The 21,847-nt window shown below is 71.7% G+C and carries 15 protein-coding genes; 9 read left to right on the top strand and 6 right to left on the bottom strand.

Annotated features, from left to right (window positions below):
• Together treS and ABZX22_RS17575 are read right to left on the bottom strand one after the other, a co-directional pair.
• Entirely contained in the window at positions 1–1,713 is a 1,713-nt protein-coding gene (treS, locus tag ABZX22_RS17580; RefSeq protein WP_354909865.1) for a maltose alpha-D-glucosyltransferase, read from the bottom strand.
• A gap of 20 nt (positions 1,714–1,733) precedes the next feature.
• Complete coding sequence (locus ABZX22_RS17575) at positions 1,734–3,920, bottom strand: alpha-1,4-glucan--maltose-1-phosphate maltosyltransferase (RefSeq protein WP_354909862.1); 2,187 nt, start codon at positions 3,918–3,920, stop codon at positions 1,734–1,736.
• Between the two features lie 224 nt (positions 3,921–4,144).
• Here ABZX22_RS17575 and glgP point away from each other — a divergent pair, with 224 nt between their 5' ends.
• Entirely contained in the window at positions 4,145–6,727 is a 2,583-nt protein-coding gene (gene glgP / locus ABZX22_RS17570; RefSeq protein WP_354909859.1) for an alpha-glucan family phosphorylase, read from the top strand.
• 189 nt (positions 6,728–6,916) lie between these two features.
• Positions 6,917–7,792: a MurR/RpiR family transcriptional regulator gene (locus ABZX22_RS17565; protein ID WP_354909857.1), complete on the top strand. Its 876-nt coding sequence runs from the start codon at positions 6,917–6,919 to the stop codon at positions 7,790–7,792.
• A gap of 50 nt (positions 7,793–7,842) precedes the next feature.
• Here ABZX22_RS17565 and ABZX22_RS17560 read toward each other — a convergent pair whose 3' ends face one another.
• On the bottom strand, positions 7,843–9,753 hold the full coding sequence (locus ABZX22_RS17560) for a peptidoglycan recognition family protein (protein ID WP_354909855.1): 1,911 nt from the start codon (positions 9,751–9,753) through the stop codon (positions 7,843–7,845).
• A 115-nt stretch (positions 9,754–9,868) separates the two neighbouring features.
• Between ABZX22_RS17560 and ABZX22_RS17555 the strand changes: the two genes are divergently transcribed.
• A complete protein-coding gene (locus ABZX22_RS17555; RefSeq protein WP_354909853.1) occupies positions 9,869–11,230 on the top strand; it encodes an FAD-dependent oxidoreductase in 1,362 nt (453 codons plus the stop codon).
• Positions 11,231–11,234: 4 nt separating this feature from the next.
• Here ABZX22_RS17555 and ABZX22_RS17550 read toward each other — a convergent pair whose 3' ends face one another.
• Positions 11,235–11,672 (bottom strand): VOC family protein, encoded by a 438-nt coding sequence (locus ABZX22_RS17550; protein WP_354909850.1) that lies wholly within the window; start codon positions 11,670–11,672, stop codon positions 11,235–11,237.
• Between the two features lie 89 nt (positions 11,673–11,761).
• Between ABZX22_RS17550 and ABZX22_RS17545 the strand changes: the two genes are divergently transcribed.
• Positions 11,762–12,367 carry a response regulator transcription factor gene (locus ABZX22_RS17545; protein WP_354909847.1) on the top strand — a complete coding sequence of 202 codons (606 nt, stop codon included), beginning with the start codon at positions 11,762–11,764 and terminating at the stop codon, positions 12,365–12,367.
• Here the strand turns inward: ABZX22_RS17545 and ABZX22_RS17540 are convergent.
• Both ABZX22_RS17540 and ABZX22_RS17535 read right to left on the bottom strand, forming a co-directional pair.
• Positions 12,293–14,164 (bottom strand): histidine kinase, encoded by a 1,872-nt coding sequence (locus ABZX22_RS17540; protein WP_354909844.1) that lies wholly within the window; start codon positions 14,162–14,164, stop codon positions 12,293–12,295. The genes ABZX22_RS17545 and ABZX22_RS17540 overlap by 75 nt on opposite strands.
• 13 nt (positions 14,165–14,177) lie before the next feature.
• A complete protein-coding gene (locus ABZX22_RS17535) occupies positions 14,178–15,845 on the bottom strand; it encodes a lysylphosphatidylglycerol synthase domain-containing protein (protein WP_354909842.1) in 1,668 nt (555 codons plus the stop codon).
• 86 nt (positions 15,846–15,931) lie between these two features.
• Between ABZX22_RS17535 and ABZX22_RS17530 the strand changes: the two genes are divergently transcribed.
• From ABZX22_RS17530 to ABZX22_RS17510, 5 genes are read left to right on the top strand one after another with little or no spacing between them, the layout of a single operon-like run.
• Positions 15,932–16,804 (top strand): NAD-dependent epimerase/dehydratase family protein, encoded by an 873-nt coding sequence (locus ABZX22_RS17530; protein WP_354909839.1) that lies wholly within the window; start codon positions 15,932–15,934, stop codon positions 16,802–16,804.
• Positions 16,801–18,282 carry a hypothetical protein gene (locus ABZX22_RS17525; protein ID WP_354909837.1) on the top strand — a complete coding sequence of 494 codons (1,482 nt, stop codon included), beginning with the start codon at positions 16,801–16,803 and terminating at the stop codon, positions 18,280–18,282. The genes ABZX22_RS17530 and ABZX22_RS17525 overlap by 4 nt, the downstream gene beginning before the upstream one ends.
• Positions 18,269–19,276 carry an iron ABC transporter substrate-binding protein gene (locus tag ABZX22_RS17520; protein ID WP_354909834.1) on the top strand — a complete coding sequence of 336 codons (1,008 nt, stop codon included), beginning with the start codon at positions 18,269–18,271 and terminating at the stop codon, positions 19,274–19,276. The genes ABZX22_RS17525 and ABZX22_RS17520 overlap by 14 nt, the downstream gene beginning before the upstream one ends.
• Positions 19,277–20,773: an iron ABC transporter permease gene (locus ABZX22_RS17515; RefSeq protein ID WP_354909832.1), complete on the top strand. Its 1,497-nt coding sequence runs from the start codon at positions 19,277–19,279 to the stop codon at positions 20,771–20,773.
• Complete coding sequence (locus ABZX22_RS17510) at positions 20,770–21,846, top strand: ABC transporter ATP-binding protein (protein ID WP_354909830.1); 1,077 nt, start codon at positions 20,770–20,772, stop codon at positions 21,844–21,846. Before ABZX22_RS17515 ends, ABZX22_RS17510 begins: the two co-directional genes overlap by 4 nt.
• Position 21,847: the final 1 nt, after the last annotated feature.

The raw sequence follows: 21,847 nt of genomic DNA, 5'->3' as shown, positions 1-21,847 counted from the left end.
TTACTCCTCCTGGGGTACAGCGGGCGGAAGGGTGAACCAATAGAACCCATGCCCAGGGAGCGTCAAAAGATACGGAAGTTCGCCAATCGGTGGAAATGGAACTCCACCCATCGTCTCCACGGGCGATACGCCGACGAACCTTCGCAGGTCCAGCTCCACGGGCTGGGGGAACCGCGAGAGGTTGTTCACGCATAGCATGCGATCATCGCCGAGCTCGCGCACGAATGCCAGCACGCTGGGGTTCGACGAGTTGAGTTCGATGTACTCGCCGAGGCCGAAGACGGGGTGCCGCTTGCGGATCTCGATCATGCGCTTGGTCCAGTGGAGCAGCGAGCCGGCGTTCTTCTGCTGCGCCTCGACGTTGATCGCCTGGTAGCCGTAGATCGGGTCCATGATGACCGGCAGGTAGAGCCGGCCGGGGTCGCAGTCGGAGAAGCCCGCGTTGCGGTCGGGCGTCCACTGCATCGGGGTACGGACGCCGTCGCGGTCGCCGAGCCAGATGTTGTCGCCCATGCCGATCTCGTCGCCGTAGTAGAGCACCGGCGAGCCGGGCAGCGACAGCAGCAGCGCGGTGAACAGCTCGATCTGGTTGCGGTCGTTCTCCAGCAGCGGCGCCAGGCGGCGGCGGATGCCGACGTTGGCCCGCATGCGCGGGTCCTTGGCGTACTCGGAGTACATGTAGTCGCGCTCTTCGTCGGTGACCATCTCGAGCGTGAGCTCGTCGTGGTTGCGCAGGAAGATGCCCCACTGGCAGTTCTCGGGGATCTTGGGCGTCTGGGCCATGATCTCCGAGATCGGATAACGGGACTCCCTGCGCACGGCCATGAAGATGCGCGGCATGAGCGGGAAGTGGAAGGCCATGTGGCACTCGTCGCCGCCGTTGACCGGGTCGCCGAAGTACTCGACCACGTCGGACGGCCACTGGTTGGCCTCGGCCAGCAGCACGCGGTCCGGGTAGAGCCGGTCGACCTCGGTCCTGATCTGCTTGAGGTAGGCGTGGGTCCTGGGCAGGTTCTCGCAGTTGGTGCCGTCCTCCTCGAACAGGTAGGGGATGGCGTCCATGCGGAATCCGTCGATGCCCAGGTCGAGCCAGAACCTCAGCACCTCCAGCATGGCCTCCTGCACCGCCGGGTTCTCGTAGTTGAGGTCGGGCTGGTGGTGGAAGAAGCGGTGCCAGTAGTACTGCCCGCGGACCGGGTCGTAGGTCCAGTTCGAGGTCTCGGTGTCGATGAAGATGATCCGGGCGTCCCGGTACTTCTCGTCGGTGTCGGACCAGACGTAGAAGTCGCCGAACGGGCCCTCCGGGTCGTGCCGTGACGCCTGGAACCACGGGTGGGCGTCGCTGGTGTGGTTCATCACCAGGTCGGCGATCACCCGCATGCCCCGCTTGTGCGCCTCGTCGACCAGCTTGACGAAGTCGCCGAGATCACCGAAGTCAGGGAGGATCTTCATGAAGTCGGCGATGTCGTAGCCGCCGTCGCGCAGCGGCGACTCGTACAGCGGCAGCAGCCAGAGGCAGTCGACACCCAGCCACTGCAGGTAGTCGAGCCTGCTGGTGAGCCCCTTGATGTCGCCTGTGCCGTCGCCGTTGGAGTCGGCGAAGCCCCTGATGAGCACCTCGTAGAAGACCGCCCGCTTGTACCACTGCGGATCGCGGGGCTCTTCCTCGTCGAAGGTGTTCGGGATGGCAGCGGAGTTCACGGTGTCGGACAAATTGGACTCCCCGATCGCTGTTACCGATGAGCCGCTCGCACGGTGAAAACGTGCGCCGGATGAATATGAGGGTCGAGGCGCACGTAGTTGTTCTGCCGCCACCGGTACGACTCGCCCGACATCTCGTCGTCCACGACGAACTCGGAGTTCCAGTCGAGACCGAGAGCGGGGAGGTCGAGATCGACCGTCGCCTCATGAGTATTGTGCGGGTCCAGGTTCACAACCGCCAGGACCACGTCGCCGAGTCCGTGCCGTCGTGTGGCCGTGTCGTAGGCGCCGGGCAGCCGCTTGGAGAAGCAGACCATGTCCGGGTGGTCGATCCTGTGGAACCTCAGATTACGCAATTCCTGGACGGCCGGGTGCGCCCTTCGGAACAAATTCAGATGGGTGATGAAGGGGGCAAGCGTGCGGCCCTCACGCTCGGCCGCGGCCCAGTCTCGCGGCTTGTACTGATATTTCTCGCTATCGAGGTATTCCTCGCTGCCTGGCCGTACTGGGCGGTTTTCGGTGAGTTCGTAGCCGGAATAGACGCCCCACGTGGGGGAGACGAGCGCGGCCAGGACGGCCCGGATCTTGAAGGCGGGCAGGCCGCCGTGCTGCAGGTACTCGTGCAGGATGTCGGGCGTGTTGACGAAGAGGTTCGGCCTCAGGAAATGCGATGTTTCGTGTGACAGTTCCGAAAAGTAGGTTTCCACGTCGTACTTCGAGTTCTTCCAGGTGAAGTACGTGTACGACTGGTGGTATCCGATCTTGGCGAGTGTCTGCAGCATCGCGGGGCGCGTGAACGCCTCGGCCAGGAAGACCACGTCGGGGTCGGTCGTCCTGATGTCGGCCAGCAGCCGCTCCCAGAAGCTCACCGGCTTGGTGTGCGGGTTGTCGACCCTGAAGATCCGCACCCCGTGGTCCATCCAGTGCCTGACCACCCGCTTGACCTCGGCGTAGATCCCCTCCGGGTCCTTGTCGAAGTTGAGCGGGTAGATGTCCTGGTACTTCTTGGGCGGGTTCTCCGCGTACGCGATCGACCCGTCGGCGCGGATCGTGAACCACTCGGGGTGCTCCTTGACCCACGGGTGGTCGGGCGAGCACTGCAACGCGAAGTCGAGCGCCACCTCCATGCCCAGCTCGCGGGTCCTGCCGACGAAGTCGTCGAAGTCGTCGATCGTGCCCAGGTCGGGATGGACGGCGTCGTGCCCGCCGTCCTCCGAGCCGATCGCCCACGGCGAGCCCGGGTCGTCGTGCCCCGGCGTGAGCGTGTTGTTGCGGCCCTTGCGGAAGGTCGAGCCGATCGGATGGATCGGCGGCAGGTAGACCACGTCGAAGCCCATGCGGGCGATGGCGGGCAGCCGCTTGGCGGCGGTCTGGAAGTTCCCCGACTTGGAGACGCCGCCCTCCTCGACGATCGCCCCCTCCGACCTGGGGAAGAACTCGTACCACGAGCCGAACAGCGCCCTGCGCCGGTCCACCCTGATCTTCTGCGGCTTGCTCCTGGTCAGCAGGTCGCGCAGCGGATGCGCCTCCAGCATCGCGGTCGTCTCGGGCAACTGGGCGATCGACAGGCGGGCGCGGGGGTCGAGCGTCTCGTCGCGCAGCTTCGCCGCCACGGCCAGCAGCGCCGCCCGGTGCCCGCAGACCTCGGCCGGCTTCAGCTCCGTGCCCGCCCGCAGCGCGCCGGCCGTGACCATGTCCGTCTTCAACATGTCCGTTCTCAACGCGCCCGGCTTCTGCGCGGCGGTCGTGCCGGCGCCGGTCCTCAGCGTGCCGTTGCCGTTGCGCGTGGTCCCGTTGCCGGCGTGCGGGGCCGGGCAGTCGGCCGGCCGTACGGCACGGGCGGCGCGCTCGAACAGGCGCGCGCCCTCCTCGCACATCAGGTCGACGTCCATGCCGCGCGGGATCTTGATCTCCGCGTCGTGCAGCCACGTGCCGATCGGATCGCCCCAGGCCTCGACCCTGAACAGCCAGTCACCCTCGTCGGGCAGCGACACGCTCACGGACCACCTGTCGGTGCCCTTGGCCACCTCTCGCATATGTTTCAGGTGGCCACGCCTCCCATCGGGCGAGGTGAGCACCACCCCGGCGGCCACCGCGTCGTGTCCCTCGCGGAACACGGTCGCGGCGATCTCAAAGGTCTCACCAGCAACCGCCTTCGCGGGCCACTGCCCGCAGTCGACGGCTGGGAAAATGTCCGTGATAGGGATTCGACCGATCATCGCGTCCTGTTCTCATGGTCGAGTGGCCGACTGTCGCAATGACGATCCTCGCACCTTCACGCGTGAAGCTGAGGACGCCATCCCGGACGGTGTTTCGGGTTCAAAGTGGGGAGTGCCCCAAGTGTCCCCATTAATGCATCTTCACGGAAGGGTTGTCAGAGGGAAGTGATCGATCTACGGGACTGCTGCTTGTCCACCACCACTCACCACCTAGGGTCGGAATCGTGAGAGCTATCCGCAGGTTCACCGTCCGCACCGTCCTTCCCACGGAGTTGGCCGCCCTCGGCGAGCTCGTGCACAACCTCAGGTGGTCGTGGCATCCAGAGACCACCGACCTGTTCTCCGAGGTCGATCCGGCCGTCTGGGAACGCGTTGGGCACGACCCCGTCGCACTGCTGGGCGCCGTCGACCCGGCCAGGTTGCGCCAGCTGGCGGGTGACCGCCGCTTCCTGCGTCGCCTCGCCGACGCAGCCGACGACCTGCGCGAGTACATGACCGCGCCGCGCTGGTACCAGACGCTGCCCGACGCGGCCGAGGCGATCGCCTACTTCTCGCCGGAGTACGGCATCGCCGCGGCCCTGCCGCAGTACTCGGGCGGCCTCGGCATCCTGGCGGGAGATCACCTGAAGGCGGCCAGCGACCTGGGCGTGCCGATCCTGGCGGTGGGGTTGCTCTACCGCCATGGTTACTTCACCCAGTCGCTGTCGCCCGAGGGCTGGCAGCTGGAGCACTATCCCAGCCTCGACCCCGGCGGCCTGCCGCTCACCCTGCTGAAGGACGAGGAGGGCACCGCCGTCCACATTCGGATCGGCCTGCCCGGCCACCGCGCCCTGCACGCGCAGGTGTGGGTGGCGCAGGTCGGCAGGGTGCCGCTGCTGCTGCTCGACTCCGACGTGGCCGACAACGACGCGGCCGCGCGCGACGTCACCGACCGCCTCTACGGCGGCGGCACCGACCACCGGCTCATGCAGGAGCTGCTGCTCGGCATCGGCGGCGTCAGGGCGATCCGCGCCTACTGCGGGATCACCGGTCACCCCGAGCCCGAGGTCTTCCACACCAACGAGGGCCACGCCGGATTCCTCGGCCTGGAGCGCATCCGCGAGCTGACCGAGTCGCGGCTGAGCTTCGACGAGGCGCTGGAGGCCGTGCGCGCGGGCACGGTGTTCACCACCCACACGCCCGTCCCCGCCGGCATCGACCGCTTCCCCGCCGACATGATCGAAAGGCAGTTCGGCGGCGACAACGCCTGGCCGACCGTGCCCGTCGAGCGCATCCTCGCGCTGGGCGCCGAGCGCGAGCCGGGCCGCTTCAACATGGCGATCATGGGCATGCGCCTGGCCCAGCGCGTCAACGGGGTCTCCGAGCTGCACGGCGAGGTCAGCCGGGAGATGTTCAAGGAGCTCTGGCCGGGCTTCGACCTGCACGAGGTCCCGATCGGGTCGATCACGAACGGCGTCCACGCGCCCACGTGGGTCGGTCGCGAGATCATGGAGCTGGCCGGTCGCGAGCTGCCGTCCCTGATCGACAAGGGGCAGGGCTGGGAGGGCGTCCACAAGATCCCCGACGCCGACATCTGGGAGATCCGCGGCCTGCTGCGCGAGCGCCTGGTCGAGGCGGCGAGGGTACGGCTGCGCCGCTCCTGGCGCGACCGGGGTGCCTCCGACGCCGAGCTGACCTGGGTCGACGACGCGCTCGACCCCAACGTGCTGACCATCGGGTTCGCCCGCCGCGTGCCCTCCTACAAGCGGCTCACGCTCATGCTGCGCGACCCGGCGCGGTTGAGGGAGCTGCTGCTCGACCCCGACAAGCCGGTGCAGATCGTCATCGCGGGCAAGGCGCACCCGGCCGACGAGGGCGGCAAGAAGCTCATCCAGCAGATCGTGCGGTTCGCCGACGAGGAGGACGTGCGGCACCGCATCGTCTTCCTGCCCGACTACGACATGGCCCTGGGCCAGCTGCTCGTGCAGGGCTGCGACGTCTGGCTGAACAACCCGCTGCGACCGCTGGAGGCCTCGGGCACCTCGGGCATGAAGTCGGCGCTGAACGGCGGGCTCAACCTGTCCATCCGCGACGGCTGGTGGGACGAGTGGTACGACGGCACCAACGGCTGGGCCATCCCCACCGCCGACGGCGTCGCCGACCCCGACCGGCGCGACGAGCTGGAGGCCGCCGCGCTCTACGACCTGATCGAGCACGAGGTCTCCGACCGCTTCTACGACCGCGCCGCCGACGGCCTGCCCCGCAGGTGGCTGGAGATGGTGCGCCACACGCTGGCCTCGCTCGGGCCCAAGGTGCTGGCCGGGCGGATGCTCCGCGACTACGTCGTGGGTCTCTACACGCCCGCCGCCGCCGGCGCCCGCGCGCTGTCGGCCGACGTCTACGCGCCCGCCAAGGCGTTCGCCGCCTGGCGGCTGCGCGCCGCCAAGGCGTGGCCCGGCGTCAGGGTGGAGCACGTGGAGGCGTCGGGTGTCGGCGACACGCCTGAGGTCGGCGCCGCCCTCGACCTGCGGGCCACCGTCGCGCTCGGCGAGCTCGAGCCGTCCGACGTGCTGGTCCAGACGGCGTACGGCAAGGTCGGCCCGCACGACGAGCTGCTGAACCCCGGCTACCTGACGATGGCGCTGGAGGGCACGAACGACGACGGCAAGGCGCACTACGCGGGGAAGGTGCCGCTCGAGAGCACGGGCGCCTTCGGGTACACGGTGCGGGTCGTCCCGCACCACCCGCTGATGGCCTCGCCGGCGGAGCTCGGCCTGATCGCGCTGCCCGAGGAGCCGGCCGGCATGACCAACGGCACCCTCCGCTGACCACCTGCCCGCGGGGCCCGGGACACCGGGCCCCGCGGGACGGTCGAGGGCCTGCGGGACGGTCGAGGGCCCGGTTCCCCCGGGTGGCCGGGCGGCCTTCGAGACCCCAGGTCGAATCCCGCTTTGACGGTTTGTGGGAAGGACGTCCGACAGCGATCGGTGCGCCCGTCCAGGCCCCATAATCGGTATGTGGAAGACACCCGGAACGCTCTCAGGGCCGATACGCTCGTGGCCACCGTCCGCGGCGTCCTCCCGTCGCTGACCCCCGCCGCCCAGACCGTGGCCAGGCTCATCCTCGAGGACCCCGCCACCGTCGCCCGTAGCACCATCACCGAGCTCTCGGCCGCCTCGGGCACCAGCGAGGCGACGATCGTCCGCACGGCGAGGCTCCTCGGGTTCGCCGGCTACCCGCAGCTCAGGCTGGCCCTGGCGGCCGCCGCCGCGCAGCCTGACCGGCTGGTCCCGGGCGACCTGGCCCCGGACGACCCGCTGTCGGAGGTCATCCTGAAGGTGTCCCGCGCGGAGTCCGAGGCGATCAACGACACCGTCGCCCAGCTCACCTCCGAACGGCTCGGCCTGGTCGTCGACGCCATCGTGGGCGCCCGCAGGATCGACTCCTACGGCGTGGGCGCCTCCGGCCTGGTCGCCGAGGACATGGCGCAGAAGCTCATGCGCATCGGCCTGTCCAGCCATGCCTTCCAGGACGCCCACCTGGCCCTGACCAGCGCCGTCCTGCTCAAGGAGGGCGACGTCGCGATCGGCATCAGCACCTCCGGCGAGACCCCCGACGTGCTGGAGCCGTTGCGGCTGGCGGGGGAGGCGGGGGCCACGACGGTCGCCATCACCAACAATCCGCGCTCGTCGCTGGCCGAGCTGGCCGAGCACGTGCTGATCTCGGCGGGGCGGGAGACCGAGTTCCGCCCCGGCGCGCTGGCCAGCAGGATCAGCCAGCTGCTCGTCGTCGACTGCGTGTTCGTGGGGGTGGCGCAGCGGACGTTCGACACCTCACAGGAGGCGCTGCAGAGCACCAGGCGCGCGGTCGCCGACTTCACCCGCAAGCGCTGACACAGCGATCGGGACCCCACCCGGGCGGGCGGGGTCCCGATGCGAGGGACCTACTGGAACGACACCGTGACGTCGTCGGCCTTGACGAACATCACCCGGTGCCCGAACTGGACCTGCAGGTAGCGCGTCTTGCCGCGCACCACCGTGTGCGGCGCCGGGTCGAAGGTCACCGCCCGGTAGTACTCGGTGGCCGCGGGACCGGCGAGCGTGTACTTCTCTCCCGCCGAGAACGTGTACTGCAGCGGCGTCACCGCCTGGTACGGGATCCCCGCCGGGTAGGCCTCCTTCTCGGGGTAGGCCCTGCCGTACACGGGGACGGTGGCCAGCCCCGGGCGGGGGGTCACGACGAACCCCATGGACGGCACCGCGGTCGGGTTGTCGGCGGGGTTGTGGAACCACGCCTTCTGCCCGAGGTACCAGATGGCCGTCCAGTCGCCCTGCCGGTCGGCCACGGCGTAGCGCTGGCCGGTCGTGGCGCGGGCGCTGTGGTCGTAGACGCTGTAGAGCGAGTCACCGGTGGGGTGCTTGCCGATGTCCTTGACCAGCGGCGCGTCGGCGCGCGGCTCGGTGCGCAGCCACACCGTGGAGGCGGGCAGCGGCGGGCACGCCGCCGACGGGTTCTTGCGGTCGCACCCGTAGAAGTACGGCTTGTTGGTCGCGAAGTCGGGCTTGATCATGATCGAGCCGGCCTTCGGCCCGCCGAACTGGTGCAGCGGGGCGCCCATGAGCTCGAAGTAGTGCGCCCAGTCCCAGAACGGTCCGGGGTCCTCGTGCATGCCCCGCACCGTGGTCGGCAGCGTGCCGGGCACGTTGTCGTGGCCGAGGATGTGCGCCCGGTCGAGCGGCACGCCGTGGCGCATGGCCAGGTAGCGCACGAGCTTGGCGGACGTGCGGTACATCGCCTCGGTGTACCAGGTGCTTCCCTCGGCGAGGAACCCTTCGTGCTCGATGCCGATGGACTTGGCGTTGATGTACCAGTTGCCCGCCTGCCAGCCGACGTCCTTGGTCTTGATCTGCTGGGCGATGTGACCGTCGCTCGACCTGACCGAGTAGTGCCAGCTACCGGGCCACGTGGGGTCCTGGTTCATCCTGACGGACGGCGCCCAGTAGCCCTCCATGTCGTGGATGATGATGTAGTCGACCTTCTGGCTCTGCGGCCGGTCGGCCAGGTCGTAGTGCCCGTAGTCGTCGTCGGGCAGCTGCGCGTACGCCGCCGGGATCCACTCGCAGGAGATCGAGTTCGGGCACTCGACGCCGTCGCGGCGGGGCAGGGAGAGCCCGAGCTTGTCGAGCCACTCCACGATCTTGCCCAGTCCTGGCACGGGCTTGAGGGCGACCTGCTGCCCGTCGTCGGTCTTCCGCGTCATGCCCGAGGCGATCACCGAGTAGACCTCGTCGGCGAAGAACTTGGCCGCCTCGCGCTCGGTGGCGCCCGAGTAGCGGGCCACCGCGCCGTACCACTGCGCGGGGTCGTCGCTGAGCGGCGCCCCGAGCTGCTTCTGGTAGTCGGCGAGCAGGGCCGCGCCGCCGCGGATGTTGGCCGCGGGGTCGGTCCTGAGCGTCTCGTGCGACTCGCCGGTGAGCTCGGCCGCCTTCTCCATGGTCTTCAGCGAGGCGGGGATGTCGGCCGGGGCCGCGGGCGGCTCGGCGGGCAGGGCCAGCGGGCGGCTGTCGTCGCCGCGCGCGTCCTCCTCTCCCTCACCGTGGTGGTTGGCGCCGGTGAAGGCCGCCGCGTCCGTCAGGTGCATGGGGCCGAACCCCGCGTTGTTGCTCGGCTGGCCCGCGTGGGCGTCCCAGCGGGACTGCAGGTAGGACACGCCGAGCAGCACGCTCTCCGGTACCTGGTAGGCCTCGGCCGCCGCCGCGAACGCCTGCTGCCGGTCCTCCGGCGCTTCTGCCTGCGCGACCCCTGCGGGGATCAGTAGCGGTAAAAAGCACGCGACCGCCAACGCTCTGCGCATCGAAGACTCCTTGACTGGGGGGTCGTACCGGAGTCAGCGTCTCAACATTTTCCTTCCTCTAGAAGAGTATTGAGAAGATATTTTTCATAACGTCACCCGGTAGGGTGACCGCGCCATGGAACTCGTGATTCTCGGAGCCGGCCCGGCCGGCCTGGCCGCCGCCTGGCGCGCGGCCCTGCGCGGCGTGCGGGTCACCGTGCTGGAGCGCTCCGCCCAGGTGGGCGGGCTGTCGTCGAGCTTCGAGGTCGCCGGGATCAGAGTGGACCACGGCAGCCACCGCCTGCACCCCGCCACGCCGCCGAACCTGCTGGCCGACCTGCGCGGACTGCTCGGCGACGATCTCCAGATCAGGCCGCGCAACGGCAGGCTGCGCGTCGGCGACCGCTTCGTCGGCTTCCCGCTGCGGCCGGGCGAGCTGGCGCGGCGCCTGCCGTACCGGATGCTGGCCGGGATCGCGCGCGACGCGGTCGTCGCGCGCGGAGGGGACGACTCGTTCGCGGGGCTGCTGCGGGCGAGCCTGGGACCGACGCTTTACGGCGCCCTGTACGAGCCTTACGCGGTCAAGCTGTGGGGGTTGCCCGGCGAGGAGATCGACGCGGACCAGGCGCGCAAGCGGGTCACCGCCGACAGCCCCTGGAAGATCGCCCGCAGGGTGCTGCGCGGGTCGCCGACCGGGCAGGGAAAGATCTTCTTCTACCCGCGTCGCGGGTTCGGCCAGATCGTCGAGGCCATGGCCGAGGCGGCGGCAGCGGCGGGCGCCGACATCCGCCTCGGCACGGCCTGCCAGTCGCTCGTGCCGGGGCCCGCGGGCGTGACCGTGCACACCGACACCGGGCGGTTCGAGGCCGGGCACGTCTTCTCCACCATCCCCATGCCCGCCCTGGCGCGGCTGGTGACACCCGGCCCGCCCGCCGAGGTGACGGCGGCGGCGCGCAGGCTGGAGTTCAGGGCGATGGTGCTGGTCTACGCCGTGCACGAGGGCGGCCGCTGGTCACCGTACGACGCGCACTACCTGCCCGGCCCTGAGACGCCCGTGACCAGGATCTCCGAGCCCGCCAACTACCGCGTCAGCGCCGGCGACCCCGCCGGCCGCACCGTGCTGTGCTTCGAGATCCCCTGCCAGGTCGGCGACGCCGTCTGGACCGCGGACTCCTACGAGGACCTGGTCAAGGACTGCCTCCACGCCGCGGGCCTGCCCCCGCTGCGGCTCGCGGGCGTGGAGGTCCGGAGGCTGCCACACGTCTATCCCGTCTACCGCAACGGCTACGCGGGCCACCTGGCCGGGCTCGACGCGTGGGCGGGGCAGGTGCCGCACGTCACCACGTTCGGCAGGCTCGGCCTGTTCGCCCACGACAACACCCACCACGCGATGGCCATGGCCTACGACGCCGTCGCCGCGCTGACCCCGCGGGGCTGGGACGCCGCCGCCTGGGCGGCGGCCCGCGCCCGTTTCGCCCATCACGTGGTGGAGGACTGACCCGTCAGCCGTTGGCGGCGTCCTCGAGTGCCTTGACGTCGATCTTCGACATCTTCAGCATGGCCTGCATGGCCCGCTCCGCCCTGGCCGGGTCGGCGTCGCTGAGCAGCTTGGGCAGCGCCTTGGGGATGATCTGCCAGGAGAGCCCGTACTTGTCCTTGAGCCACCCGCACCGGCTCTCCTCGCCGCCGTCGGCGATGAGCTTCGCCCACAGCTCGTCGACCTCGTCCTGCGACTCGCAGTCGACGTAGAGCGAGATCGCCTCGGTGAAGCGGAACTGCGGGCCGCCGTTGAGCGCGAGGAAGCGCTGGCCCTCGAGCTCGAAGGTCACCATCATCGGAGTGACCTCGACGATCCTGGAGTTGCCGAAGATGGAGACGTAGTGGTTGGCCGCCTCCTCCGCCTGGTTGTCGAACCAGAGGTAGGTGGTGATCTTCTGCATGATGTGCTCCTTTCCGTTGTCGTTATAGTCGCCACCACCGACAGAACCGTTGTAGTGCCACGCTCACCGGTTTCGTGTGAAGGATTCACATGATCAGAGTCTTGATCGCGGAGGATGTGCGCATCCTGCGCGAGACGCTGGCCGCCGTCCTCGCGCTGGAGGACGACCTGGCCGTCGTGGCGGCCGTGGAGCGGGGCGACCAGGTCGTGCCCGCCGTGCTGGAGTCGCGGCCCGACGTGGCCGTGCTCGACATCGAGCTGCCCGAGCTCGACGGCCTGAGCGCGGCGGCCCTGCTCCGCGACCAGGCGCCCGCCTGCCGCACGGTGGTGCTCACCGGGTTCGCCAGGCCCGGCTACCTGCGCAGGGCGATGGCCTCGGGGGTCAGCGGGTTCCTGCTCAAGCACTCGCCGCCCGCCGACCTGGTCGACGCCATCAGGAAGGTGGTCAAGGGCGAGCAGGTGGTCGACCCCCACCTCGCCGTCGCCGCCCTGCGCAAGGCCGACAACCCGCTGGCCGCCCGCGAGGTCGACGTGCTGCGGCTGGCCGCGACCGGCGCGCAGGCCGACGAGATCGCCGTACGGCTCTCGCTCAGCAGGGGCACGGTGCGCAACTACCTGTCGTCAGCGGTCATGAAGCTCAACGCCAGGAACAGGGTCGACGCCATCCGCATCGCCGCCGACGAGGGCTGGCTGTAGCGGCAGCTCCGCCGCCAGCTCGAACCGGCCGGCCGCTCGCCCGGCCCGCAGCCGCCCGCCCAGCGCGGCCACCCGCTCCTCGAGGTTGCCGATCCCGGCGCCGCCGTCCCGATCGGGTACGGCCGGCGCCACCCCGTCGTTGGCCAGGCGCAGCCGTACCAGCGGCGCCTCGAGCGTGATCTCCAGCGTGCAGTGGCGCGCCGCGCTGTGCCTGAGCACGTTGGTGACGCCCTCCCGCAGCACGGTCGCCAGCGTCGCGTCCACCTCCGTGGGCAGCCGCACGGGTGTGAAGGACCAGCTCACCTCGACGCCCGCCGCCTCCAGGACGGCCCGCGCGGACTCGGCCTCGGCCGCCAGCGAGATCTGGGCGCGCCCCGCGGCCACGGAGTCGAGGTCGGCCAGCACCTGACGGGCCGCGTCGAGGCCGTCGGACAGCTGCCGCCCGGCCGCGGCGGGATCGCGCTCCAGCAGCCGGAAGGCCAGCTCCGCCTTGAGCACCACCACGGACAGGCCGTAGCCGAGCAGGTCGTGCAGGTCCCTGGCGAACCGCAGCCGCTCGCGCGCCACCTCGACCCTGGCCAGCTCGGCGCGGGCGGCCCGCAACTGGGCGGTCAGCCTGGCCATCCGCCAGAGCGCGTAGACGACGATCGCCCGCTCGGTCAGGTAGACGACGCCGTAGGCCACGTCGAGGCCGTTGCCGGCCAGGCCCGAGACCGTCAGGTGGAAGACGACGTCGCCGGCCACCACCGCGCCCGCCCCGATCCACCGCAGCGGGCCGCGCAGCAGCACGACGACGGCGCCCGGCAGGAACGTCGCGACGTACCAGAGCTTGGCGCCCAGCACCAGCGTCGGCGCGTAGGCCAGCACCAGCATGGCCGCCGGCACCCACCGCCGGTGGCGCCCGTCCGACAGGCAGGTCCGCAGGTACAGGGCCACGAACGCGGCCAGCGCGGCGACGAACACCGCCAACTGGAGCCCCGTCGGCCTGATCTGGAGGAGGTGGCGCACCTCATGAGGCACGATCATGAGCAGCAGGGTGACGACCACGAGCACCCGCACCACTCCGGCGGTCAGGTCGGCGGCCACCGCCCTGGCGGGCGCGCCGGCGCGGTGCGCGTGGGAGACGGACCTGACCTCGGTGAGCGCCGTTCGCGCCGTCGCGAGGCTCGACTCCAGCTCGGCGCGCGTCAGGCCGGGCCGCCGCAGGGCGGCGACGACGCGTTCGAGGCTTCCGCCGACCCGCGCGTTGAGCTCCTCGGCGAAGGTCAGCCGCTCGCGGGCGACCTCGGCGGCGGCCAGCTCCGCCCGGGTCGCGCCCAGGTCGACGATCAGGTCGTAGAGGCGGACCACGCCGTACAGCGCGACGCCGACGAAGGCGGCCTGCCCGACCACGAGGTAGAGCGCCTCGCTCACCGTGTCGCGCACGGTCGTCGCCGACCAGTACTGGGCGGCCAGCACCAGCGAGAACGCCGTCCAGCGCGGCCACGGCCTCCTGACCAGCAGCAGGACGGCGGCCGCGAGGAAGCCGGTGTTGCCGTACCAGGTGCCGGCGAACCACACCAGGCCCGCCGTCGTCAGCACCGCCTGGACGGCCAGCGTCACCGGCCACCGGCGCGGCCTGCTCCCGTCGGTCCGCCGAACGCAGTTGCGCAGGTGCAGCGCCAGCAGGGCGGCCAGCATCGCGAACGCGACGGCCTTCCGCGCGGGCGGGTCGGGGGAGTAGACGACGCCGATGACGCCGCCGAAGGAGAAACCCGCGCTGACCACCACGGCGACCAGCTGTGCCAGCCGTAACATCGCGCCTCCACTGTCACGTGTTCAGCTCACGATGCACCGCGGGGATCACCTTGCGAAGGTATTTGCCGAGCTTCACGAACGATTCACCGCTTTGCCGGAAGGCGTAGCGGATGGGCACCTCGCGATAGACGAAACCCTTGGCCAGCAGGTCGAGCGTGAGCACCTGGGCGTAGTTGTAGTCGTGGATCACCTCGGCGGCCGCGGCGGCGGCCGGGGAGAAGGCGCGATAGCCGCTCTGGCCGTCGGTCAGGTCGCGCCGCCTGGTCAGCCAGCGCATCCACACGGTCAGCACCCTGTTGCCGAACCTGCGGTGCGGCAGCATCCGCTCGATGGTGCCGGCGAAGCGGGAGCCGACCACGTAGTCGGCCGCGCCGCTGAGGACGGGGGCGGCCAGCGACTCCAGGTCCTCGGGGAAGTACTCCAGGTCGGCGTCCAGGTAGACGGCCGCGGCAGGGCGCAGCCGCGCCGCCTCCGCCAGGCCGCGCCGTACCGCCGCGCCGAGGCCCAGGTTGCGCGGCTGCGGCAGGACGACGGCGCCCGCCTCACGCGCGCGGGCGGCCGAGGCGTCGGTGGAGCCGTCGTCGATGACGAGCGTGACCAGGCTCCTGCCGGCGACGTCCGGGGGCAGCCTCCTGATCACCTCGCCGATCGTGGACTCCTCGTCGAAGACGGGGATGAAGGCGACGACGGGCGCGTCGTCCGGCACGGGACACGGTGCCGGACGGGACGGCAGCCGGCGCGGGAGCCGGAACCGGCCGAAGTAGCCGGGAGCGGGAACGCCCAGGGCGACGCCGCCCACGACGAGGGAGTAGGCGGTCTTCACCGCGTGCGTGAGCAGCGCGACGGCGAAGGCGGTCCCGCCGGGCACGGCCAGCGCCACCATGGCGGCGGTGGCCGCGGCCTCGTAGGAGCCGAACCCGCCGGGGGTGACCGCCACGGTCTGGGCGGCGATGGTGACGGCGGTGACGGCGACCGCGTCCGCGGCGGACAGGTCCGCCCCCGCCAGCCTGGCGACCTCGTAGACGACGGCGGCCTCCAGCACCCAGGCGAGCGCCGCGCATCCGCACACCGCGATCGCCCGCAGCCACTCCGCCCGGCCACGGACGCCCCCAGGCCCGCCGGTGCCTGGCGCCCTGGACGGTGCCGCCCGCGTCGCGGCGGCCCTGCGGTGGCGGGCGGCGAGCGCGAAGCCGGCGACCGTGGCGAGCGCCAGGACCGCGGCGACGGGCCACACCCACCACCCGGCGGCCGACGACACCAGCGCGGGCGCGGCGGCGACGGCCAGCAGGACGACGGCCAGCAGGTCCGCCGAGCGCGCCCCGACCGCCGAGGCGACCACCTGGGCGGGCGCCAGCGAGGTCCTGCGCAGCACGGAGGTCACCCGCAGCGCCTCGCCGAGCCGGAACGGCAGCACGTGGTTGCCCAGCAGCGACACGTGGATCGCCGCCCACGACTGCCCGAGCGGCAGCCCCGGCAGCACCAGGGTCCACGCCCACGAGCGCAGCACGAACGCCGCGCCGTACAGGAGGATCGCGGCGGCCAGGCCGAGCGGGTCGGCGAGCAGGGCGCGGGCGGCCCGGGTCAGCGCCGGACCCGAGACCACGTCCGCGAGGTACCAGACGGCCACGCAGAGCGCGACGACGCCGACGGCGCGGCGCAGGGCCTTGGGCATGACGTGCATCGGGATCCTTGGAGGTCAGGCGAAGTGAGGTTAGGCTACCTTTACCCTGCAAGGAGAAACGAGAGGCGGGGTAGCAGGTGACGTGCGTGGTGACCGGTTCCGCCGGATTCATCGGAAAGGCGATGACCGAGACGCTGCTCGCGGCGGGCCACAAGGTGATCGGGATCGACAGGATCCCGCAGCCGTCCCGTCCCGGGCTGACCGTCCTGACGGCCGACCTGATGGACGACGACGAGCTGGTCCGCGCCGCCCTGGAGGACGCCGACGCCGTCTACCACCTCGCCGGCCGCCCGGGGGTCCGCGACCACCGCCCCGGCATCGAATGGCACCGCCACCGCGACAACGTGCTCGCCGCCGCCAGGGTGCTGGCCGTCGTGCCGCGCCGCGTGCCCGTGGTCGTCGCCTCCTCCAGCTCCGTGTACGGCGGAGCCCGCCACGGGCGGCCCAGCGCCGAGACCGACACGCTGCGGCCGCTCGGCGGCTACGCGCGCAGCAAGGCCAGGCTCGAAGCGCTGTGCGCCGGCCGGCCGACCACGATCGTCCGGCCGTTCACGGTCGCGGGGGAGGGGCAGCGGCCCGACATGGCGCTGTCGATCTGGCTCGCGGCGGCCGTGGCCGGGCGCCCGCTGCGGGTGCTGGGGTCGCCGGAGCGCACCCGCGACCTCACCGACGTCCGGCAGGCCGCGCGTGCCCTCGTCGACCTGACCGGGATGCCCGGCGTGGTCAACCTCGGGACGGGGCGCGGGCACACGCTGCGCGCGATGGCGGCGGCCGTCGCGACGGTGACGGGAACGGACGTCGCGCTCGTCGTCGAGCCCGCGTCCGGAGCCGAGCCCCACGACTCGCTCGCCGACACGCGCCGGCTGCGGTCGCTGATCGGATGGACGCCCGAGACGGACCTGCTCGCCGTGATCCGGCGCCAGCACGCGACATCAGGGGAGCTGGTGGGCGCGGTATGAAGCCGCCGGTCCACCGCTCGCCCGACGGTCCCCGTCCAACGGTCTCCGAAGGGACGCCCGCGCACCCCGGCACGTCCGGCGGGGGGCGGATCGCCCTGCGGTGGGCGATGGCCGGGGCCGCGCTCCTCGCGGCCACGGCGGCGCTGCTCGGCATCGGGGTGCGGGCCAGCTTCGGCGCGCACGTCGCCGTCGACGAGCCGCAGTACCTGCTCACCGCCCTGTCGATCTACGAGGACTTCGACCTCGACATCAGCGACGAGCTCGCCGCGCGCAGGTGGGTGCCCTGGGGCGGCGAGGTGCTGCCCGTGCAGACCGAGGTGCTCGAGGACGGCAGGCAGATCAGCCCGCACGACCCGCTCCTGCCGGTGCTGCTGGCCGTACCGATGGGGCTCGGCGGGTGGGTGGCGGCCAAGGTGACGCTCGCCCTGATGGCGGGCGCGCTGGCGGCGCTCACCCTGTGGACGGCGGTACGCCGGTTCGGCGTGCCGTACCGGCCGGCGACGGCGGGGGTGGCGCTGGCCTTCGCGAGCGCGCCCTTCGCGGTGTACGGCCAGCAGGTCTATCCGGAGCTGCCCGCGGCCCTGGCGACGGTCGCCGCCGTCGCGATCCTGACCGCCTGGCCCGCCCGGCCGGTGTCCGGCCCCGCGGCGGACCCGCGCCGGCCTCGGCCGGCGGCCCTGTGGGCGTTCGGCCTGGTCGTCACCGCCCTGCCGTGGCTGTCGGTGAAGTACGCCCCGGTGGCCGCCGTCATCGCCCTGCTCGGCCTGTGGCGCGCCAGGTCGAGAGCGCTGGCGGCCGGGTTCGCCGTGATGGGCGCCGCCTACCTGGTGATCCACCGGCTGGTCTGGGGCGGCTGGACCGTCTACGCCAGCGGCGACCACTTCCAGCAGTCGGGCGAGTTCGGCGTGATGGGGTTCGACCCCGACTACGCCGGCCGCGCCTTCCGCCTGCTCGGCCTGCTCGTCGACAGGGGCTACGGCCTGGCCGCCTGGCAGCCCGCCTGGCTGCTGCTCGTGCCCGCCGTCGGCTGCGCGCTGCGCGCCCCCCGGCGGCCGGTCCTGCTGCTCCCGCTGGCCGCCGCCTGGCTGACGGCGACGTTCGTGGCGCTGACCATGCACGGCTACTGGTGGCCGGGCCGCCAGCTCGTCGTCGCGCTCCCGCTCGCGCTGATCCTCGTCCTCGCCTACGCGGCCACAGCCTCCAGGCCGGTGAAGGCGCTGGCCGCGCTGCTCGGCGCGGCGGGCGTGGTCACCTACGGCCTGCTGGTGGCCGACGGCCTCGCCGGCCGCATCGCCTGGGTCTCCGGGTTCGAGGACGTCAGCTCCCCGATCTACCGGGCCGCCCGCCTCGTCCTGCCCGACTACCGGCAGGGCTGGGCGCTCTTCTGGCCCTACCACGTCGCGTGGCTGGTCCTCGTGCTCGCTCTGGCTCTCGCTCCGACCATCATGCTGAGAAGGAAACCTCATGTCACTCCGTAAGCTGGTCGCCACCCTGCTCGTCCCCCTGGCGATGCTCACCGCTTGCGGCGGTGAGAAGGGCTTCGACGACGACGCGCTGGTCGTCTACTCCGGTCGCAACGAGAACCTGGTCGGCCCGCTGCTGGAGAAGCTCGAGAAGGCCACCGGGCTCGACGTCCAGGTGCGCTACGGCGACAGCGCCGAGCTGGCCGCCCAGATCATGGAGGAGGGCGACCGCACCCGCGCCGACCTGTTCTTCTCCCAGGACGCCGGGGCGCTCGGCGCGCTGGCCAAGCACGGCCTGCTCGGCACGCTGCCGCAGGACCTGCTCGGCAAGGTCGACCCGAAGTACCGCTCGGCCGACGGCACGTGGGTGGGCGTGTCGGGACGGTCCCGGGTGATCGTCTACGACCCGCGCACGGTGCCCGCGCCGCCCAAGAGCGTGTTCGAGCTGACCGACCCCAAGTGGAAGGGCGCGATCGGCTGGGCGCCCACGAACGCCTCCTTCCAGGCCTTCGTCACCGCCATGCGGGTGCTCGACGGCGAGGACAAGACCCGGCAGTGGCTGCAGGCCATGAAGGCCAACGGCACGCAGAGCTACCCGAACAACGTCGAGATCCTCAACGCGGTCGACGCGGGCACGCTGCGGCTCGGCCTCATCAACCACTACTACTGGTACGAGAAGGTCGCCGAGCGCGGGCAGAGCGGCGTGCCCTCCCGCCTGGCCTACCTGCCCGGCGGCGACCCCGGTGCGCTGATCAACGTGGCCGGCGTGGGCGTCCTGAAGAACGCCCAGCACGCCGACGCCGCGCGGAAGGCCGCCGCCTACCTGCTCGGCGCCGACGCCCAGCGCTACTTCGCCGCGAAGACCAAGGAGTACCCGCTGATCCCGGGCGTGGAGGCGGAGCCGGGCCTGCCCAAGCTCGCCACCCTCAACGGGCCCGCGGTCGACCTCGGCAAGCTCGACTCGTTGGAGCAGACGCTCAAGCTGCTCCAGGACGTAGGCCTGGTCTAGGTGGCCCGTCACATCCCCTCAGCCCTGCTGGTCCCGGCGGCCGTCACCGCGGGCCTGTCCCTCGCGCCCGTGGCCTACCTCGTCGTGCGGGCCGTGGAGGGCGGGCTGCCCGCCTTCGCCGCCACGCTGTTCCGCTCGCGTACGGCGGAGCTGGCCGTGCGCAGCATCGGGCTGGCGGTGGTCGTCACCGCGTTGTGCGTGGTGCTGGGACTGTCGCTGGCCTGGCTCGTCGTGCGGACGGACCTGCCGGGGCGCAAGGTGTTCGGCGTGCTGGCCGCCCTGCCGCTGGCGGTGCCGTCGTACGTCGCGGCGTACACCTGGATCTCCCTCTTCCCGGAGATCTCGGGGTTCTGGGGGTCGGTGCTGGTGCTGACGCTCTGCTGCTATCCCTACGTCTACCTGCCCGCCACAGCCACGCTGAGCCGGATGGACCCGGCGATGGAGGAGGTGGCGCTGTCCCTCGGCAGGGGCCGCGCCCCCGTCGTCGTGCGCCAGCTGCGCCCCGCCGCGGCCGCGGGCGGGCTGCTCGTGGCGATGTACGTGCTCGCCGAGTTCGGCGCCGTCTCGATCATGCGCTTCGACGTCTTCACCACGCAGATCTACACCGCCTACCGCGCCTCCTTCAACCGCACGCCCGCCGCCGTGCTGGGCCTGCTGCTGGTGCTCATCACGCTGCTGATCGTGCTGGGCGAGGCGCGCTCGCGGGGCAAGGCGGCCTACGCGCTGCGCGGCGCCCCCGCCAGGCGGCGCACCACGGTGCGGATGACCCCCGTCGCCAGGGTCGCCGCGACGGGCTGGGCGGCGGCGGTGGCCGCGCTGGCCGTCGGGTTCCCGCTGGCCGGCATCGGCTACTGGCTCCTGGACGGCTCGTCGCGCGGCATCGACGCCGCCGACCTCGGCGAGTCGGTGGCCGCCACGCTCGGCGTCTCGGCGGCAGGGGCGCTGCTGACGGGGGCGCTGGCCGTGCCCGTGGGGATCATCGCCGCCAGGCACCGCACGTGGGCGGCCAGGTTCGTGGAACAGTCGTCCTACGTCGGGCACGCGCTGCCCGGCATCGTGATCGCGCTGTCGCTGGTGTTCTTCGCCGTCCGCTACGCCTATCCCCTCTACCAGCAGTGGCCGCTGCTCGTGCTGGCCTACGCGGTGCTGTTCATGCCGGCGGCCGTCGGTGCCGTACGGGCCTCGGTCGTGCAGTCGCCACCCGTGCTGGAGGAGGTCGCCCGCTCGCTCGGCCGCGGCCCGCTCGGCGCGGTCAGGTCGGTCACGCTGCCGCTGGCACTGCCCGGAGTGGCGGCGGGCACGGCGCTGGTCTTCCTGACCGCGATGAAAGAACTGCCCGCCACCCTGCTGCTGCGGCCCACCGGCATGGACACGCTGGCCACCCAGCTGTGGACACAGACCGGCTCAGGTTCGTACGGCGCCGCGGCCCCCTACGCCGCGCTGCTGATGCTGCTGGCGGCGGTGCCGGGATTCCTGCTCGGGAGGCGTGAGGCATGAGCGGACTGACCGTTTCGGGGATCGTGAAGGCGTTCGACGGCGCGCCGGTGCTCAGGGGCGCCTCGCTGTCGGTGCGGGAGGGCAGCTTCGCCGCCGTGCTCGGCCCGTCCGGATGCGGGAAGACGACCCTGCTGCGGATCGTCGCGGGCTTCGAACGCGCCGACGCGGGATCGGTCTCCCTGGGCGGGCGCGAGGTGACCGCGCTGCCGCCGGAGAAGCGGCGGGTGGGGATCGTGCCGCAGGAGGCGGCGCTGTTCCCGCACCTGTCCGTCGCGCGCAACGTCGGGTTCGGGCTCCCGCGCGGGGGCTCCCGGGCGGAGTGGTCGTCACGGGTCGAGGAGTGCCTCGAACTGGTGGGCCTGGCGGGGTACGGCTCCCGCATGCCGCACGAGCTGAGCGGCGGCCAGCAGCAGCGGGTCGCCCTGGCCCGTGCGCTAGCGCCGCGACCGGGGGTGGTCCTGCTCGACGAACCCTTCAACGCGCTGGACAGGTCGCTGCGCGGGGTCGTGCGTGACGAGGTCAGGTCGGCGGTGAAACGCGCGGGGGCGACGTGCGTCCTGGTCACGCACGACCAGGAGGAGGCGCTGTCCATGGCGGACGTGGTCGCGGTCATGCGCGACGGCCTCATCGTGCAGTCGGACACGCCCGCCGAGGTGTACGCGTCGCCCGTCGATCTCGGGGTGGCGACGTTCGTGGGCGAGGCGGTCGTGCTGGACGCGATCTCGTCGGGCGGGGTCGCCTCGTGCGCGCTGGGCCGGTTGCGGCAGCGGTCGAACGGGGTGGCGGGGGCGGGCTTCGTCGCCCTCCGCCCGGAACAGGTCACCCTGACGGCCGGTTCCGCCCTTCCGGCCGACGGTGCAGGAAACGGGCAGGCCGGCAGCCCGGCGTCCGCGGCGCCGAGGGGGCGGGTGGCGCGGGTGGAGTTCTTCGGGCACGACGCCGCCGTCACCGTCACCATGGACGACGGCGTGGTGATCCGCGCCAGGACCAGGGGCGTCGCCGTCCACCAAGTGGGCGACATGGTCGAGGTCGGCGTCGACGGACCGGTGCTCTTCTTCCCCGCCGCCGGATAAG

The organism is Nonomuraea sp. NPDC003804 (genome assembly GCF_040610675.1).
Classification (GTDB): domain Bacteria; phylum Actinomycetota; class Actinomycetes; order Streptosporangiales; family Streptosporangiaceae; genus Nonomuraea.
Note: the sequence above shows the minus strand (reverse complement) of the source record. Positions and strands in the feature narration are given on the sequence as shown.

Excerpts from the sequence above, each read along its gene's own strand:
- ABZX22_RS17575 (WP_354909862.1), bottom strand. The coding sequence starts at position 3,920 with ATGATCGGTCGAATCCCTATCACGGACATTTTCCCAGCCGTCGACTGC.
- ABZX22_RS17560 (WP_354909855.1), bottom strand. The coding sequence starts at position 9,753 with ATGCGCAGAGCGTTGGCGGTCGCGTGCTTTTTACCGCTACTGATCCCC.
- ABZX22_RS17555 (WP_354909853.1), top strand. The coding sequence starts at position 9,869 with ATGGAACTCGTGATTCTCGGAGCCGGCCCGGCCGGCCTGGCCGCCGCC.
- ABZX22_RS17550 (WP_354909850.1), bottom strand. The coding sequence starts at position 11,672 with ATGCAGAAGATCACCACCTACCTCTGGTTCGACAACCAGGCGGAGGAG.
- ABZX22_RS17545 (WP_354909847.1), top strand. The coding sequence starts at position 11,762 with ATGATCAGAGTCTTGATCGCGGAGGATGTGCGCATCCTGCGCGAGACG.
- ABZX22_RS17540 (WP_354909844.1), bottom strand. The coding sequence starts at position 14,164 with ATGTTACGGCTGGCACAGCTGGTCGCCGTGGTGGTCAGCGCGGGTTTC.
- ABZX22_RS17535 (WP_354909842.1), bottom strand. The coding sequence starts at position 15,845 with ATGCACGTCATGCCCAAGGCCCTGCGCCGCGCCGTCGGCGTCGTCGCG.
- ABZX22_RS17525 (WP_354909837.1), top strand. The coding sequence starts at position 16,801 with ATGAAGCCGCCGGTCCACCGCTCGCCCGACGGTCCCCGTCCAACGGTC.
- ABZX22_RS17520 (WP_354909834.1), top strand. The coding sequence starts at position 18,269 with ATGTCACTCCGTAAGCTGGTCGCCACCCTGCTCGTCCCCCTGGCGATG.
- ABZX22_RS17510 (WP_354909830.1), top strand. The coding sequence starts at position 20,770 with ATGAGCGGACTGACCGTTTCGGGGATCGTGAAGGCGTTCGACGGCGCG.